This window comes from Profundibacter sp. (assembly GCF_056498605.1).
The window spans coordinates 1-15067 of record NZ_JBSMEZ010000125.1 but is presented as its reverse complement, the minus strand read 5'-3'; the positions used below and the strand labels follow the sequence as shown (position 1 = coordinate 15067).

Here is a 15067-nt window from a genome sequence, read left to right as displayed (position 1 = left end):
GGCGAACTAGCTTGCAGCAGCGGCCAGCAAAACTACCAGCATCAGTGGGATCAGAAGACCGCCGCCTGAAGACGATGTTGTTTCTTCAACAACAACCACGTCGTCCATGATTGGAGGCAATGGGTTGCCAGCGAAAGCTGTAGAAGCAGCAACTGTAAGTGCAGCAGCAAGTGCAAGTTTTTTCATAGTGTGTTCCTTTAATTCGAAAAGCAAATTTCTGCACAAATTGTGAAGAAAGTTGCAGCCATGACGCCATAGCGTGTAAGGCGTCATAGGCCCCGAATGCGCGGAAGCACAAGTACTAGTCATAGGTTGTGTTTAAGGCACAAAATATATCGTTAAATAAGCAACACTTGTGTGCCTACTTTTGCCAGAACGTAAAGCTCTTCAATATGTTGGTTATAGAGGCCGATACACCCGTTTGACGAACGACGACCGATTTTGCGCGTATCATGGGTGCCATGTATGCGATAATATGTCCATGACAGGTATAGTGCGCGTGTTCCTAGCGGGTTTTCAGGACCGGGTGGAATATAAGCTGGCCATTCAGGGTTTCGTTTCAGCATTGACGGGGTTGGGCGCCAGCTGGGGCCATCTACCTTTTGCACAATTTTCGTGCGGCCTCGGCGTGTCAATTCATCCGTCATTGGAACGCTTGTCGGATACAGTTTGTAAATCGTCTCGTCTGCGGACCAATAATGCAAGGCACGCGACGTAGTATCGACCAAAATCGCACCACCACTCAGGTTTGCGAAATACGGCTGCCATTCCAGCGATCTAAAGCTTGAAATGTTTCTGCGTGTCTCGCCGGAAATTTCTTCTTCAATCTGTGCTTCGCCTGTTGATTGAGCAAGCGCAGGTGATGCAAGCACCCCCATTGTTACAGCAGATGACCGCAAAAACAGCCGTCGGTTCATCTTGTTGTTCATATCATCAGTCATCTTTTCTGCTCCTAATCGGAAATTCCGTTGCGTTGCGGCCTATATATGGCGAGAAAGTCGCAGTCGCAAATCAAACAAGCGTTAACATGCCATATCTACGGAATGTGGGTTTGATCCGCAACGATGTTCCCTATAGAGGGGTTAGAACAACCAACAACAGGTGGCTTTTTCATGTACCGACTACTCATCATCGCATTTGCGGCCCTTTTCGCACTTTCTGCCTGCACACCGCAGGGGCCTGTGCTTGGTCCTAATGGCAAACCATTGCCCAGAGTTTATAGAATTAAGGCTGCTAATACGGGGAAAATCCAGCTCCGCATGCTGGATTCTGTTAATGCGCTGCGCAATGTCGCCGGTGCTTCCCCCCTCAAGCTGAGTTCGCAACTTACAGCCGCGGCAGCCACACATTCACGCGATATGTCAGTGCAAAACCGCCCTTGGCACTTTGGGTCTGACGGCTCTTCTCCGCTAGATCGGGTTAAACGCGCGGGTTATCCGGGCAATATGCGGGGCGAAAACATCTCGGAAACATATGAAACCGAGCTGGAAACCCTAAGCGCCTGGATGGATTTGAGCGATACGCGTAATGTGATTCTGGACCCAGAATCGACAGACATGGGGTTTTCCTGGCATCAGGATAAAAATGGAAAAATCTGGTGGACGTTGGTTACAGGTGGGTAATTATCATTCCTGATCTATGGATAAATTGAAATCCGCGTTCCGTTTTTTACCATCGCATAAATATCTTCGATCTGTCGGTTTGAAACAGAAATGCATCCTGCCGTCCAGTCTGCCCCTTTTGGGTCGCCAGGACGGCGCCCGCCGTGAATAAAGATGTCCCCGCCAGGTGATTTCCCTAATGCTTTGGCTTCCGCCCGATCTGCAGCATTTGGGTAAGAAATACCAATCGACAGATAAAACGCACTGTTCGGGTTGCGCCGGTCAATGAAATATTCACCTTCGGGCGTCTTCCCGTCTCCTTCTACCTGCTTATCCCCTGTCGGGGCAAAACCCAGCTCGATAGGATATCTCTTTAGCACCTTGTCATTGTTCATTAGATACAGCTGATGACGTTCTTTATAAATAAGAACGCGAGTAACCTCGGGACCATCATAGGTTCTGAATTTTGTCGCACAGGCACCAACAAGGCCCACCAATGCCACAAGCAATATTGCCTTTATAATTTTCATATTGTGCCCGCTACGCCCGTTTTTTATCAGCAATACAGCATATCTAGCCTTGTGAATAGCCGTATATAGCGTCGTTTGTTGTCACTTTAGAGTGAAGCTTGCAGCAAGTTCTACATGAGAGGACCATCGAAACTGGTCAATCACATCAATCTGGCCCAGCAAATAACCCGCATCCGTCAGGGTTTTCGCGTCACGGGCAAAACTGGCGGGATTGCAGGATATTGCGGCAACCTTATGGGGTTTGGCGCGGGCTATTTCATGGAATTGTTGTTCAGCACCTGCGCGGGGCGGATCGATCACCACAGCATCAAAGCGTTTGAATTCATCTGGCAATAGCGGGCGGCGGAACAGGTCGCGCACTTCGGTTGTGACACGCTTTAGGCCCGTGGCTTGACGCCAACCCTGATCTAGCGCCTTTAACATTGTCGCGTCCCCTTCAACCGCGTGAACCTCGGCATTTGCGGCAATGGGCAAGGCAAATGTGCCGCAACCCGAGAAAATATCCAGCACATGTTTAGCGCCTGAAATAGTCTCTAATACAGCTGAAAGAAGCGCTTCTTCGCCTTCTTTTGTGGCCTGAAGAAAGGCACCGGCAGGGGGCACAACGCGAATGCCCCCAAACATTTGAAACGGGGCCGCGATATCAACGATAGGCTCACCATCCCAGGTCAATCGCGCCAGACCGTGTTCCCCCGCCATTGACGCCAGCGTCATCAACATTTGGCCATCCAGCGGCTTTGCCCCTGTTACCGCCACATCCACACCAGCATCAGATCGTGTGACAGTGAACCGTACTTCACCCTTGCGCGAGGTGCCAAACACAGTCAGGGCACGCAGCGCGGGAATTGCCGCCAACAAATCGGGATGCAGCAGGTGGCAATCCGGAATTTCAGTGACCGCGTCAGTGCCGCGAGCATGAAACCCCACATGTGCGTCCTTTTTGGTGCGCCGGCCTGTAAATACCGCACGGCGGCGGGTGCGCGGCGCAGATGTCTGGATCGGGCGCAAGTCCGCCTCAAGGTTATGTGCGGCCAAAGCAGTGCGCACCACTTCCTGCTTCCAGTTCGCAACAAACGCATCCGATGCGTGCTGCAGGGAACAGCCGCCACAAGATTTATAATGCCGGCACGGGGCCGCAACCCTGTCAGGCGATGGGGTAATGATTTTGGGCACCGCTATGCGGCCATCTAAAACCTCACCGTCGATCACTTCGCCCGGCAGCGTTCTGGGGGCATAGACCGGACCCTCGGCAATTCCATCGCCGTGATGGCCCAATCTTGTGATGGTAAGCGTCACTGCGCCGCCTCCTCTATTCCGATAAAGCCGCCTGATTGGCGATTCCAATAGCGGGCATACTGCCCACCTTTGGCAAGCAGCGCCTCATGCGTGCCTTCTTCTATAATTCGACCCTGATCCAGCACAACTATACGATCCATACGGGCAATGGTGGATAGGCGGTGCGCGATGGCCAGCACAGTTTTACCCTCCATGACATGCGACAGGGCCGTCTGGATTGCTGCTTCAACTTCGCTATCCAGCGCACTGGTAGCCTCGTCCAGAACCAGGATCGGTGCGTCTTTTAGAATGGCGCGCGCAAGAGCGATGCGTTGGCGCTGACCGCCGGATAATTTCACCCCGCGCTCACCCAGATAGGCGTTATAGCCGCGCCGCCCTGCGTGATCTTGCAAATCATGGATAAAACTATCGGCCTCGGCCCGCTTGGCGGCATCAAACACCTGTTCATCCGTTGCATCGGGGCGGCCATACAGGATGTTGGCCCGCGCCGAACGATTGAACATCGCCGTTTCCTGCGTGACCATCCCGATCTGACGGCGTAGGCTTTCTTGTGTTACATCAGTTAAGCGCTGCCCATCTATCGACACATCGCCTGATTCCGGATCGTATAGCCGCATCAACAATGCAACCAATGTCGATTTCCCCGCGCCAGACGCACCCACGATCCCCAATTTTTCACCAGGATGGATTGTCAGGTTAATATCGGAAATTCCGCCTGTTTCACGACCATAGGCAAAGCTGACATCCTTGAACCTAACTTCGGCCTGCGTAACCTGCAGTTCGGCGGCATTAGATGCGTCAATCAGGCCGTGTGATGGGGTCAAGGTTTTCATGCCATCCTCGACCTCGCCCACTGCGGCGTAAATTCCCATCAACGCAAAACTGACCCAGCCAGTCATCTGCGCAATCCGCAGCGAAATTGCGCCAGTTGTGGCAATATTCCCCGCTGAAATTGCGGTTTGTGACCACAGCCATAGCGTACCGCCAACAAGGATCACTGGAACCAGACCAGCAACCGTCATGAGCGAAAAGCGAAACAGCGTCGCCAACCGGCCAAAGTGCAGCGTGCTTTCGCGCAAGTCACGCATCGCCGTCAACGCCGCCGCATCTTCGTGCTTGTGATGCGCGAACAGTTTGACGGTTTTGATGTTGGTTACAGTATCAACAATCTGACCCGAAAGCGCTGCCCGTGCAGCGGCCCGCGCCCCTGCCCTGATCCGCACGCGGGGCAAAAACCAGCTGATTAGAGACAAATAAACCACCAGCCAGATAATCAGCGCACCGCCAACCCGCCAGTCAATCGTGGTCAGTAAAACCGCCGATCCGACAAGTGACGCCAATGCAAAAGCAACGACATTTACCACCTCGATCACCACCTCGGTTATCGCACGCGAGGTTTGCATTTGTTTTTGCGCTATGCGCCCGGCGAAATCATCATCAAAGAACTGCACCGAATGGCCCAGCGTATACCGGTTAAGCCGTGACAAAACCAAAGGCATAATATTTGGGCCAATCACGATCGTCTGCATCCCGACAGATGTTCCGATTACTGCAGGTCGCAAAAACAGGAAAAACCCAGCGACCATCAGTAACATTGCGCTGCGATCTACGATAAAATTCGGCCCGCTTTCGATTGCACCATCAATGACAACACCAAGCAACAAAGCAGTCAATACCTCGAGCACACCAGACGCAGCGGCGGCAAGCGCGGACAGGGACAAAACCGGAAACGCCCCCTTTAGACACCAGCGAAAAAACCGCCCCAATGTCTGCGGCGGAGGTCCATCAGCAGGTAGAAACCCGTCTATCCAGTTTGAAGGTGTCATGCTTGTTGCCCAAATTGCTCAGATGAACACCATAGCGGCTGTTGCGCCCAGCGCCAGCGCCATTCCACGCATAAATATGCGCCAGACATTCGGACGGGTTAATAGATAGGCCAATAGTGATCCGGCCGATGTCCAGAACAGGCAGACAAACAGGTTCAAACCGGAAAACGCGCTGGCAAGGCGGAGCGCCTCGCGCATTGGCGGCAATCCGGCGCTATAAGCCGACGATGCAGTTAACGCCACGGCCCATATTTTTGGATTAACCCATTGAAATAAAACGGCCTGAAAGAATGTAAACGGCTTTTTACGCTGTTTTGATTCTGGCCGGTATGTAGACATCCATAGCCGCCATGCCATCCATAATATCCATGCGGCAGCAATGATTTTTAACGCCAATTCCAACTGCGGATATGTTTGCAGCAATGTCCCGATGCCAAGACCTGTTAGCCCCGCGATAATGCCGACGCCCAGCGCGACACCTAATAAATGCGGCAATGTTTTGCGAAATCCGAATTGTGCGCCAGATGCAGTTAACATAATCACATTCGGGCCCGGCGAAAACAGGCCGGCAAAGACGAAGGCGTAGAGCGGATCAAGCAAGGAGCTGGTCCTTGGTCAGGGTGAAACCGGAGTTGATCCACTTCGCTTCCAGTTCGGACAGTATTTTGCCCAGCGCGGCCCCTTGCATGGCGGGCATCAGGTCGGCTGCCTTAATCGGGAATTTTGCTGTTGCACCATGCTGTGTCTGATCAAAAGCAACGGGATCAAGTGGAGATTCCAAAAGGGCGGCGCGCAGCAGGATGATATCACGGGCCATATCCGCACCTACCCGATAGCCGAGTTCTGACGGCCCGCGCGTGCTGCCAATATCATTACGCAGATGTTGTAATTGCCTTGTCTCTGCTTTGCTAAGGCGAAGAAGGGTGTTGGTATCGGGTCCGCCAAGGGCAGCGAGCCTACGGATTGGATCAGGCCTGACATCGCCCTCCAGATGGATCAAAACGGGCAAGTATTTTGCAGTCGCGCCGGGCAAAATGGCGGTTAGCACACCGCTTGCGGCCATTGATGCGATACTGGGTGCTGGATCGGGGGCGGTTAGCAGTTTTTTTAGTTCTGATCCAATACGTTCTTTTGAAATAGACTCTAATCCAGACGAATTTGCGGCACATGCAGCCAATCCTTCGGCATCCAACCCCGTGATGACATCGCCATACCATGCGTGAAACCGGAAAAACCGCAAAATACGCAGGTAATCCTCTTTGATCCGGCGGCCTGCATCCTCGATAAACCGAACGCGATGCGTCAGCAGATCCGGCATGCCATTTAACGGATCTGTTATGTTACCGTTTGCATCGGCATAGAGCGCATTCATGGTAAAATCACGCCGATGCGCATCGTCATTGATTGTGTCGGAAAAAGCTACGACAGCGCGGCGCCCGTCAGTTTCGACGTCACGGCGATAGGTCGTGATCTCGTAAGGGGCGCCTTCCGATACAACAGTTACCGTACCGTGGTCGATGCCGGTCGGGATCGCTTTTAGACCTGCCGCTTCGGCCAGCCTCATTACCTTGTCAGGCAAAGCATTGGTCGAAATGTCGATATCGTTCACAGGGGCGTTTAGCAGCGCATTGCGAACGCAGCCGCCAACAAAGAAACACTCAAATCCCGCATCTGTCAGCATTTGACAGACCTTTTGTGTCTCCGGATTGCTAATCCAGTCGGCTGTGATCTGGGTCATACATTCATCCCCTCGGCCAATGACCGCAAAATTCGTGCTGTTGCACCCCAGATATAATAGGGACCGTAAGGCACAGTATAATAACGGCGGCGCTGTCCACGCCAACGTCGGCCCTGAATAGAAAACTGTGAAATGTCGGTGACATGGGACAGCGGGGCAGTAAAGACTTCGGCCACTTCGCCTTGGTCTGGTTTTGGATGATATGTGGCTCTAACAATACCTAAAATTGGGGTAACGGTAAACCCTGTCACGGTTTCGTGAGCCGGTAATCGGCCCAAGACTTCAACATTACTGGGCGCTAGGCCAATTTCCTCGTCCGCTTCGCGCAGGGCGGTATCCTCAAGACTGGCATCGCTATCATCGCGCTTGCCGCCCGGAAACGCGACCTGACCCGCATGGTGTTTTAGGGTTGAAGCGCGTTGGGTCAGGATAACTTGTGGCCCAGCCGCCGTTTGCTGTATTGCAATCAGAACCGCAGCGGAGCGAAGCACACGGTTTTCAGCCAACTTAACCTCGGAGTTCAGGTCAAAATCAGAAGATTCCTGATGCAACCGACCAATTGCAGAGGTCAGGCGGATAGGGAGGTCAGCTTGCATCATCAGTTGGCTCAACAGCCTCAAACCCCAGCGTTTTAGGGTCAAATTGGTAATGCGCGCCACAAAACTGACAATCCGCGGTGACAATTCCATCATCTGTCGTCATGTGGGCAATATCCTTGGCTGAATAAATCGACAGGCTTTGCCGAACACGGGCATCAGAACAGGTGCAGCCGAATTCCATCGGTTGTGCATCAAATATGCGGGGTTGTTCCTCGTGAAATAGACGCAATAACAGCTCGGTCGGGGCAATAGTTGGCCCGATCAACTCTAGCTGGTCAACGGTATCAAGCAGGATATTGGCGCGAGACCAGTTTTCACTACTGTCATCATCCTGAACCACGATTGACGCGTCTGCACCAACCATCAAAGGCGACGCGTTGGGCATGTGTTGCAGCATTATACCACCTGCACGCCAACGTTCGGCCTCGCCCGCCATTTGAGAACGGCCAAAGGCAAGTTCAAACCGTGTCGGGATTTGTTCGGATTGGTCAAAATACGTCTCTGCACAGGCGGAAAGTGACGCTTTCTCAAGCGGGGTGATACCCTGATAAGGCTCGCTTCCCTCGCCCTGATCAATCAGAATTGCAAAATACCCTTTGCCGATTTGCGAGAACGGAGTTTGGGCAGGATCAAGCTGTTCAGGATCAAAACTGGCATAGGCACGGATGCGGGCAGGTGCCCCCACAGATTCAGGGGCATAGTAATCGGCGGCAAGGATACGGGCAGGCCCATCACCGCGCACTTGGATCGACAGTTTCCAGCGCAACTTGATCGTTTGTCCGATCAGTGCGGTCAGTAACGCGACCTCGGCGATCAGGGCCTCGATCTGGGGTGGGTAATTGTGCTGCGACAGCACGTTTTCAAGCACGCCGTCCAAACGGGCAACGCGGCCACGGATATTGGCGCGGTCCAGTTGAAAGGGTAGCACAGTGTCGTCCCATGTAATCTGTGTTGTCTGTGTCATTATGTCTATCCTTACGCGTTCCTTCCGGCATAGCGCTACTATTTGTGCAGGGCAACCAAACGAATGTGGTTGATATTGCCCGCTACCGGATTCACAACAGATGGGTATTCATTGGGTGGATGATAAGATGATCCGGCGATTTGGCGAATCCGTGGTGACGGGCAAGCGGTATCAGGTAAGAGCAGGCGCATATGCGGTGCTACCGCTGGGGGGGAACCTATTGGTAACCCATCAGGCCGAACCAACACCAGAATTTCAGCTGCCTGGGGGAGGGATTGATCCATGCGAATCACCACTACATGCGCTGCATCGCGAGGTGATGGAGGAAACCGGCTGGAGAATTGCAGCGCCCCGCAAGCTGGGCGTGTTTCGCCGGTTCACCTATATGCCGGAATACGATCTCTGGGCGGAAAAACTGTGCCATATTTATACAGCCCGACCAGTTCGCGCATTGGGGCCACCAACCGAGCAGGGGCATACAGCCATCTGGATGGGAGCACTGGACGCAGCACATCTGTTGGCAAACGAGGGTGACCAATTTTATGTCCGCAGGTTATTTGGTTAATTCGACCCGCTGAATTCCAGTAGAATGGCTGAAATATCGTCAGGAAACTCCTCACCACCGGAATATTCATTCAAATCCCACATCAGGGTCTCTAGAAATTGACTGCCGTAAATGGTGGAGTTACGTTTCATCAAGTCCACAACGCCATCTTCGTCCAGCATATCTCCATCCTGCGCCGGACATTCGGTGATACCGTCAGACATAATAAGCAATCTATCACCAGTATTTAGGGTAATGTCGAAATCCTCGTATTCAGCCCCTGACACCAAACCCACAGGCAATCCACCCTGACCACAGAATTCAACCGTGCCATCTGCACGCTGAATGGCCGGATGCGGATGCCCCGCCTGCGTTGCGACGACGACGCCAGAGGTTAGATCCAAGTGGGCCAACAGCAAGGTAAAATAATGTTCGGTATCCATTTCTTCAAGTACAACACGGTTCAGATGATCAACCACAAGCGCCGGACTGCGGGCGGCATAGCTGCCATCGTCACACTGGATCAACGCCAAATTTTGATCCGGTGTTGATCCGGATAAAAACCCAGCCAACCGGGCCGTCATCAAAGCCGAGGTGATGCCGTGACCAGACACATCAATCGAAAATAACCCGATCTGTGTTTTGGTAATGGGAAAGAAACCAACAAGATCACCGCCGACGTGGCCACAGGGACGCAATAATAGCGACACTTCTGCCGCGCCAAAATTGCGATATCGTTCTTTAACCAGCGATTGTTGTAACTTTTTCGCCTCGATCAAATCTCGGTCAATCGTATCATACAGACATTTAATTTCAGCGAGCGCATCAGTAACGATACGGTTCTTCTCGGTCAGCTCCCGCTCCATTTGCTGGATACGTTCGCCCGCGCGGATACGGGCACGCAATTCACTAGCGTTGACAGGCTTGGTTAGAAAATCATCAGCCCCCACATCCAGTCCATGCGCCACCTCGTCCTTTTCGCTTTTTGAGGTCAGCAGGATAAAATATCCGTAATTATCCCGTTTTAATTGACGAAAAGCCGTGCAAAACTCCAGACCATTCATCCCAGGCATCATCCAGTCACTAAGGATCAGATCAAGCGGTTCACGCTGACATATTTCCAGTGCAGCATGACCTGAATCGGCCTCGAGCACATCGTACCCCCATCGCTTGAGCGACGAACTAAGAATACGGCGTTGGACACGGCTATCATCAACAACCAAAACACGTTTGATTGATTCGACCAGCCCAGCATCGGCACCAGAATGCTGCATATTCACCGCGGCGGTTGATTGCGCCATTTCTATGTCCCCAAACAAGATTTCGCCCTTTTTGACAGCAACCCTTTAAGGGAGCGTGAATGTTAAAATTAAGGAGATTTTGTTGGGGATCGTTATAGACCGTTAAAGATCACCAACTATTAAGGTGCGGCGTGGGGGCGTCAGAAAACTGTTAGGAGTGGGTGATGATAAACTGGGACCGGGTGAACGAATTACGTGACGAGGTTGGCATTGAAGATTTCCAAGAGGTGATTGTGATGTTCCTCGAGGAGGTCGAGGATACAATGGTGCGGATGATCGCCGTGCCAAATCTGGCCACACTTGAAGAAGATATGCATTTCCTGAAAGGCAGCGCGCTGAACCTTGGGTTCGCGCAGTTCGGCAACCTGTGTCAGGCTGGCGAAAAGGCCGCTAGTAACGGACAGGCCGAAACGGTTTATCTGGATGATATTTTCGAGTCTTACGCCGCATCCAAAACAGCATTCAGAGAACGGTTTGGTTGTATGAAAGCGGCCTAGATAATAAACTCGGCAACAGTTTCATCGTTAGTAATATCACTAAAGGTAAAACCGGCATCATCGATCTTGCTAAACAATACATCAAAATTTTTCGCATCGCTGGTTTCAATCCCGATCAGTACCGAACCGAAATTTCGTGCCGATTTTTTCAGGTATTCAAAGCGGGCAATATTATCATCAGGTCCAAGGATCGACAGAAAATCCTTCAGGGCGCCGGGGCGCTGGGGCAGGCGCAGGATAAAATATTTTTTCAGGCCCAGATGGCGTTGCGCACGTTCTTTTACCTCGGGCAAACGCTCAAAATCAAAGTTGCCGCCAGAGGTGACACATACCACGGTTTTACCTTTGATCTGATCGGCAAGATCAGGTAGCGCATCAACGGATAGGGCGCCCGCAGGTTCCAGCACCACACCTTCGACATTCAGCATCTCGATGATGGTGGTGCAGATCCTGTCTTCAGGGGCCAACAGAATGTCTTGGGCGGGGGTGTTTTTCAGAACCGCAAAGTTCTGCTCACCAATACGGGCCACGGCGGCACCATCAACAAAACTGTCGACCTTATTCAGCGTTACAGGTTTGCGGGCAGCAATCGCGGCAGTCAGGCTGGGCCCACCCGTAGGTTCAACAAAACGGATGGCAGTGTCGGGGGCCTGATCCGACAGATAAGACACGATGCCAGACGACAGCCCGCCACCACCAACCGGCAGAACCACCATATCGGGGGCGCGGCCCAGCTGTTCCAGCATTTCCACCGCAACCGATGCTTGGCCTTCGATCACATCCACATCGTCAAACGGCGACAGGAAATGTGCGCCCACATCCGCACAATAGGCCTGCGCCGAGGCAAGCGTGTTATCGAAATAATCCCCGACGAGGCGAATTTCGATATTGTCGCCACCAAAAATCCGAGTCTTGTTTACTTTTTGATGCGGGGTTGTGACAGGCATAAAGATCACCCCGTGAACCCCGAAATGCCGACACACGAACGCCACACCCTGCGCATGATTTCCGGCGCTGGCACAAACAAAGGTATCTTGTTCGCCAACAACCTTGCGCATCGCATTCAGTGCCCCGCGAATTTTGTAGGACCGCACAGGCGATAGGTCTTCGCGTTTCAGCCAGATGTCGGCATCATAACGGGCCGACAAATGGTCATTACGCTGTAGCGGCGTTACCTCGAACAGGTCGCGCATCGCCTCGGTCGCTATGCGGGCGTTATCGGAAAAATCTGACATCTGTTATAGCTCGCGCCCTTCGACATAAATGCCGTATAGCGCGGTTAGAACGCTTACGCCAACCATCATCGCAACCCAGCCAACCACATAGGTATACACTAGGTTAATAAGCGAGGTTGCATCGGGATTCATATTGCTTGGAATCTGGATAATGATTGCAAAGACAACAGCAATTACTGCCAGCTGTGCAATCGCACCAGAGGCGGCGGCGGTTTTTTCCCAAGAAGTTTTGAATGCCAGCGCTTTTCCCAATGCCACCGCGGGCAGGACCAGACCAAGACGATACGACAAATATAGCAACACCCCAAGCAGCAACAGAGGGACAATCGAAGCCGCAGCGGCCCCTAATAGCGAACCAATAGCAACACCCAGCAACATCCCCAAAGCAACACCCACTATGGCAAGCATCAAGGCCAACTGAATGGTTTTTCCCAGATAGGCCCCGATCGCGCCGGCATGTAGTGGCGGAATAATAGTATCGGGATTTTCCGCAAGCAAAACATACCTATGCCACAAAACAGCAATCCATAGGCTGGTCAGTAGGGCAACAACAATATTCAGCACCATCATACCCAGCAACCCGCTGGGCAACGCCATAGTCATATTGCCTCTTTGCATATTGCGCTGAAGAACCGCAAGATCATCAACATAGGTCAGCTGGAAATATGCGTTAACAACGATATAGGCCAAATACAAAAGCCCGGAAACACGCAGCGCAGGCCCAAGATTTCCAAAAACCATCCGCACGGAATGGGTGAATATATTCCAGCCTTGCATTATCTTCCCTTTTGTCAAAACCTGTTTCCCGTTGATACGCATCTTGGACAAGCTGGGTCAACCGCACACACCTTGCCCTTTACCCAAAATAGGGGTAATCGCCACCCAAACCCTAACGGATGTTGGAGAGAAAAATGTCTGCGCCTAAAAAAGTTGTGCTGGCCTATTCCGGTGGCCTTGATACCTCGATCATTTTGAAATGGCTGGAAATTGAATACGGCTGCGAGGTTGTGACCTTTACCGCCGATCTGGGGCAGGGTGAAGAACTGGAACCGGCCCGAGCCAAGGCCGAGTTGTTGGGGGTAAAACCCGAGAATATCCATATTGAGGATCTGCGCGAGGAATTCGTACGTGATTTCGTTTTCCCGATGTTCCGCGCCAATGCACAATACGAGGGGCTGTATCTGCTGGGCACGTCAATTGCGAGGCCGCTAATCTCAAAACGTCTGGTCGAAATCGCAGCCGAATGCGGGGCCGATGCGGTGTCGCACGGCGCGACCGGCAAGGGTAACGATCAAGTGCGGTTTGAACTGGCCGCCTATGCGCTAAACCCAGAAATCGTGGTGATTGCTCCGTGGCGCGAATGGGATTTATCCAGCCGCACAAAACTGCTGGAATTTGCCGAACAGCACCAGATTCCGATCGCCAAAGACAAACGCGGCGAGGCACCGTTTTCTGTGGACGCGAACCTGCTGCACACATCTAGCGAAGGCAAGGTTCTGGAAGACCCCGCCGTGGAGGCGCCCGATTACGTTTACCAGCGCACAGTCCACCCCGAAGACGCGCCGGACACGCCCGAATTTATCGAGATCACTTACGAGCGCGGCGACCCCGTTGCGCTGAATGGAAAGGTGCTGTCACCTGCCGAAATGCTGACCGCATTAAACGAGGTTGGCGGCAAGCACGGCATTGGTCGGCTTGACTTGGTCGAAGGGCGGTTTGTCGGAATGAAATCACGCGGGATTTACGAAACCCCTGGAGGCGCCATCATGCTGGAGGCGCATCGCGGCATTGAAAGCATCACGCTGGATCGCGGAGCGGCGCATCTAAAAGATGAGCTGATGCCGAAATATGCCGAGCTGATTTACAACGGCTTCTGGTTCAGCCCAGAACGCAATATGTTGCAGGCGCTGATTGATACATCTCAGGAACATGTAGCAGGAACCGTCCGCCTGAAGCTGTATAAAGGCATGGTTCAAACGGTTGGCCGCTGGTCAGATCATTCGCTTTATTCCGAAGAACACGTAACGTTCGAGGATGATGCTGGGGCGTATGACCAGAAGGATGCAGCGGGGTTTATCAAGATCAACGCACTGCGTTTGAAATTGTTGGCAGCGCGCGACAAGCGGGTTAAGCGCTGATCTTGGCCGCTGCCAGTTGTTGATAAAACGGCAGTGCCTTTTCAGCCAATCCTGCGTAATCACCCGAAAGTTGCGGCAACGGTCCTTCGGCCCCCGCAAACCCAGTGCTACGATGCACCACCCCATACCAATGCGGCGCCCAAGCGCCATCATCGGCGTGCCCGCCTGCAGGCCACGATAACATTGCCGGATCAAATAGCAGGCCCAGCGCATGACATAATGCTGCTAACATGCCTTCGGGGTTTTCACGGATGTCATGGGAATCGACAACAATCGGATCATCACACTGTTCAAACAACTCCGCCTGTTGCCAAAACCCGATATCGTCTAGCGTCGGCCCTTGGCGTTTCTTGGCATAGCTGGCGATCACGCGGGCGGGGTGACGGATAAGAAATACATTTTTTACCTGCTTCATCCAGCTGCGATCAACTCCGTCAATCATATGCTGGGTCATGTGTTTTTGATAGAAGTGCGCCGTGTTATTAGGGTTTTCCCCAATCAGACATGCCGCAACCTTGTCCGCATCCTGCTCACCCGCCGCCAGAATTTCACCACCCATAGGATGATCCAAGCCCGTAGTCGCCAGATAGGATGCGTAAAACGGCTCGTCCCACACAGCACAATCGGACCGCGCGCCAAATGAATACATCATTGCCGTCGACAGATTACGTGGGGCGGACCACATTGCGATTTTCATTTTGCCAATTCCTAACACCCGCACACCTCCCGATTACTAAGTGGCGCAAGGGATTCCGCCAAGAAGTAAATATCGTTCACTGCTGCGTGATATTTGCTTAC

17 protein-coding genes are annotated in these 15067 nt (G+C 52.6%); 4 read left to right on the top strand and 13 right to left on the bottom strand.

What is annotated here, in order from left to right:
* Positions 1-6: 6 nt before the first annotated feature.
* Both ACWB12_RS12660 and ACWB12_RS12655 read right to left on the bottom strand, forming a co-directional pair.
* A complete protein-coding gene (locus ACWB12_RS12660) occupies positions 7-186 on the bottom strand; it encodes a hypothetical protein (protein ID WP_479530449.1) in 180 nt (59 codons plus the stop codon).
* A gap of 152 nt (positions 187-338) precedes the next feature.
* The gene (locus ACWB12_RS12655) at positions 339-941 is read right to left on the bottom strand and encodes a L,D-transpeptidase (protein ID WP_479530448.1); all 603 of its coding nucleotides are present in this window, start codon (positions 939-941) and stop codon (positions 339-341) included.
* Between the two features lie 171 nt (positions 942-1112).
* Between ACWB12_RS12655 and dalA the strand changes: the two genes are divergently transcribed.
* Positions 1113-1622, top strand: a complete 510-nt coding sequence (gene dalA / locus ACWB12_RS12650) for a divisome-associated lipoprotein DalA (protein ID WP_479530451.1) — start codon at positions 1113-1115, stop codon at positions 1620-1622.
* Between the two features lie 14 nt (positions 1623-1636).
* On the opposite strand, the gene ACWB12_RS12645 is transcribed toward dalA, so the two are convergent.
* From ACWB12_RS12645 to hslO, 7 genes are all read right to left on the bottom strand, one after another.
* On the bottom strand, positions 1637-2131 hold the full coding sequence (locus tag ACWB12_RS12645) for a L,D-transpeptidase family protein (protein WP_479530447.1): 495 nt from the start codon (positions 2129-2131) through the stop codon (positions 1637-1639).
* Positions 2132-2212: 81 nt separating this feature from the next.
* Positions 2213-3427, bottom strand: a complete 1215-nt coding sequence (locus tag ACWB12_RS12640) for a class I SAM-dependent RNA methyltransferase (protein ID WP_479530446.1) — start codon at positions 3425-3427, stop codon at positions 2213-2215.
* Entirely contained in the window at positions 3424-5253 is a 1830-nt protein-coding gene (locus tag ACWB12_RS12635) for an ABC transporter ATP-binding protein (protein WP_479530445.1), read from the bottom strand. Before ACWB12_RS12635 ends, ACWB12_RS12640 begins: the two co-directional genes overlap by 4 nt.
* An 18-nt stretch (positions 5254-5271) precedes the next feature.
* Positions 5272-5853 carry a LysE family translocator gene (locus ACWB12_RS12630; protein ID WP_479530444.1) on the bottom strand — a complete coding sequence of 194 codons (582 nt, stop codon included), beginning with the start codon at positions 5851-5853 and terminating at the stop codon, positions 5272-5274.
* The gene (locus tag ACWB12_RS12625) at positions 5846-6991 is read right to left on the bottom strand and encodes a CCA tRNA nucleotidyltransferase (protein WP_479530443.1); all 1146 of its coding nucleotides are present in this window, start codon (positions 6989-6991) and stop codon (positions 5846-5848) included. The genes ACWB12_RS12630 and ACWB12_RS12625 overlap by 8 nt, the downstream gene beginning before the upstream one ends.
* Complete coding sequence (locus ACWB12_RS12620; RefSeq protein ID WP_479530442.1) at positions 6988-7590, bottom strand: CoA pyrophosphatase; 603 nt, start codon at positions 7588-7590, stop codon at positions 6988-6990. Before ACWB12_RS12620 ends, ACWB12_RS12625 begins: the two co-directional genes overlap by 4 nt.
* Complete coding sequence (gene hslO, locus ACWB12_RS12615; protein ID WP_479530441.1) at positions 7577-8554, bottom strand: Hsp33 family molecular chaperone HslO; 978 nt, start codon at positions 8552-8554, stop codon at positions 7577-7579. Before hslO ends, ACWB12_RS12620 begins: the two co-directional genes overlap by 14 nt.
* A 127-nt stretch (positions 8555-8681) precedes the next feature.
* Here hslO and ACWB12_RS12610 point away from each other — a divergent pair, with 127 nt between their 5' ends.
* The gene (locus ACWB12_RS12610) at positions 8682-9119 is read left to right on the top strand and encodes an NUDIX domain-containing protein (RefSeq protein ID WP_479530450.1); all 438 of its coding nucleotides are present in this window, start codon (positions 8682-8684) and stop codon (positions 9117-9119) included.
* Here ACWB12_RS12610 and ACWB12_RS12605 read toward each other — a convergent pair.
* Entirely contained in the window at positions 9116-10399 is a 1284-nt protein-coding gene (locus ACWB12_RS12605; protein ID WP_479530440.1) for a PP2C family protein-serine/threonine phosphatase, read from the bottom strand. The genes ACWB12_RS12610 and ACWB12_RS12605 overlap by 4 nt on opposite strands.
* 164 nt (positions 10400-10563) lie before the next feature.
* Between ACWB12_RS12605 and ACWB12_RS12600 the strand changes: the two genes are divergently transcribed.
* Positions 10564-10896 (top strand): Hpt domain-containing protein, encoded by a 333-nt coding sequence (locus ACWB12_RS12600; protein ID WP_479530439.1) that lies wholly within the window; start codon positions 10564-10566, stop codon positions 10894-10896.
* Here the strand turns inward: ACWB12_RS12600 and ilvA are convergent.
* Both ilvA and ACWB12_RS12590 read right to left on the bottom strand, forming a co-directional pair.
* On the bottom strand, positions 10893-12131 hold the full coding sequence (ilvA, locus tag ACWB12_RS12595) for a threonine ammonia-lyase IlvA (protein WP_479530438.1): 1239 nt from the start codon (positions 12129-12131) through the stop codon (positions 10893-10895). The two genes, ACWB12_RS12600 and ilvA, sit on opposite strands and share 4 nt — an antisense overlap.
* Before the next feature lie 3 nt (positions 12132-12134).
* The gene (locus ACWB12_RS12590; protein ID WP_479530437.1) at positions 12135-12908 is read right to left on the bottom strand and encodes a hypothetical protein; all 774 of its coding nucleotides are present in this window, start codon (positions 12906-12908) and stop codon (positions 12135-12137) included.
* A 134-nt stretch (positions 12909-13042) separates the two neighbouring features.
* Between ACWB12_RS12590 and ACWB12_RS12585 the strand changes: the two genes are divergently transcribed.
* On the top strand, positions 13043-14269 hold the full coding sequence (locus ACWB12_RS12585; RefSeq protein WP_479530436.1) for an argininosuccinate synthase: 1227 nt from the start codon (positions 13043-13045) through the stop codon (positions 14267-14269).
* Here ACWB12_RS12585 and ACWB12_RS12580 read toward each other — a convergent pair.
* On the bottom strand, positions 14259-14966 hold the full coding sequence (locus tag ACWB12_RS12580) for a sulfotransferase-like domain-containing protein (protein WP_479530435.1): 708 nt from the start codon (positions 14964-14966) through the stop codon (positions 14259-14261). The two genes, ACWB12_RS12585 and ACWB12_RS12580, sit on opposite strands and share 11 nt — an antisense overlap.
* Positions 14967-15067: the final 101 nt, after the last annotated feature.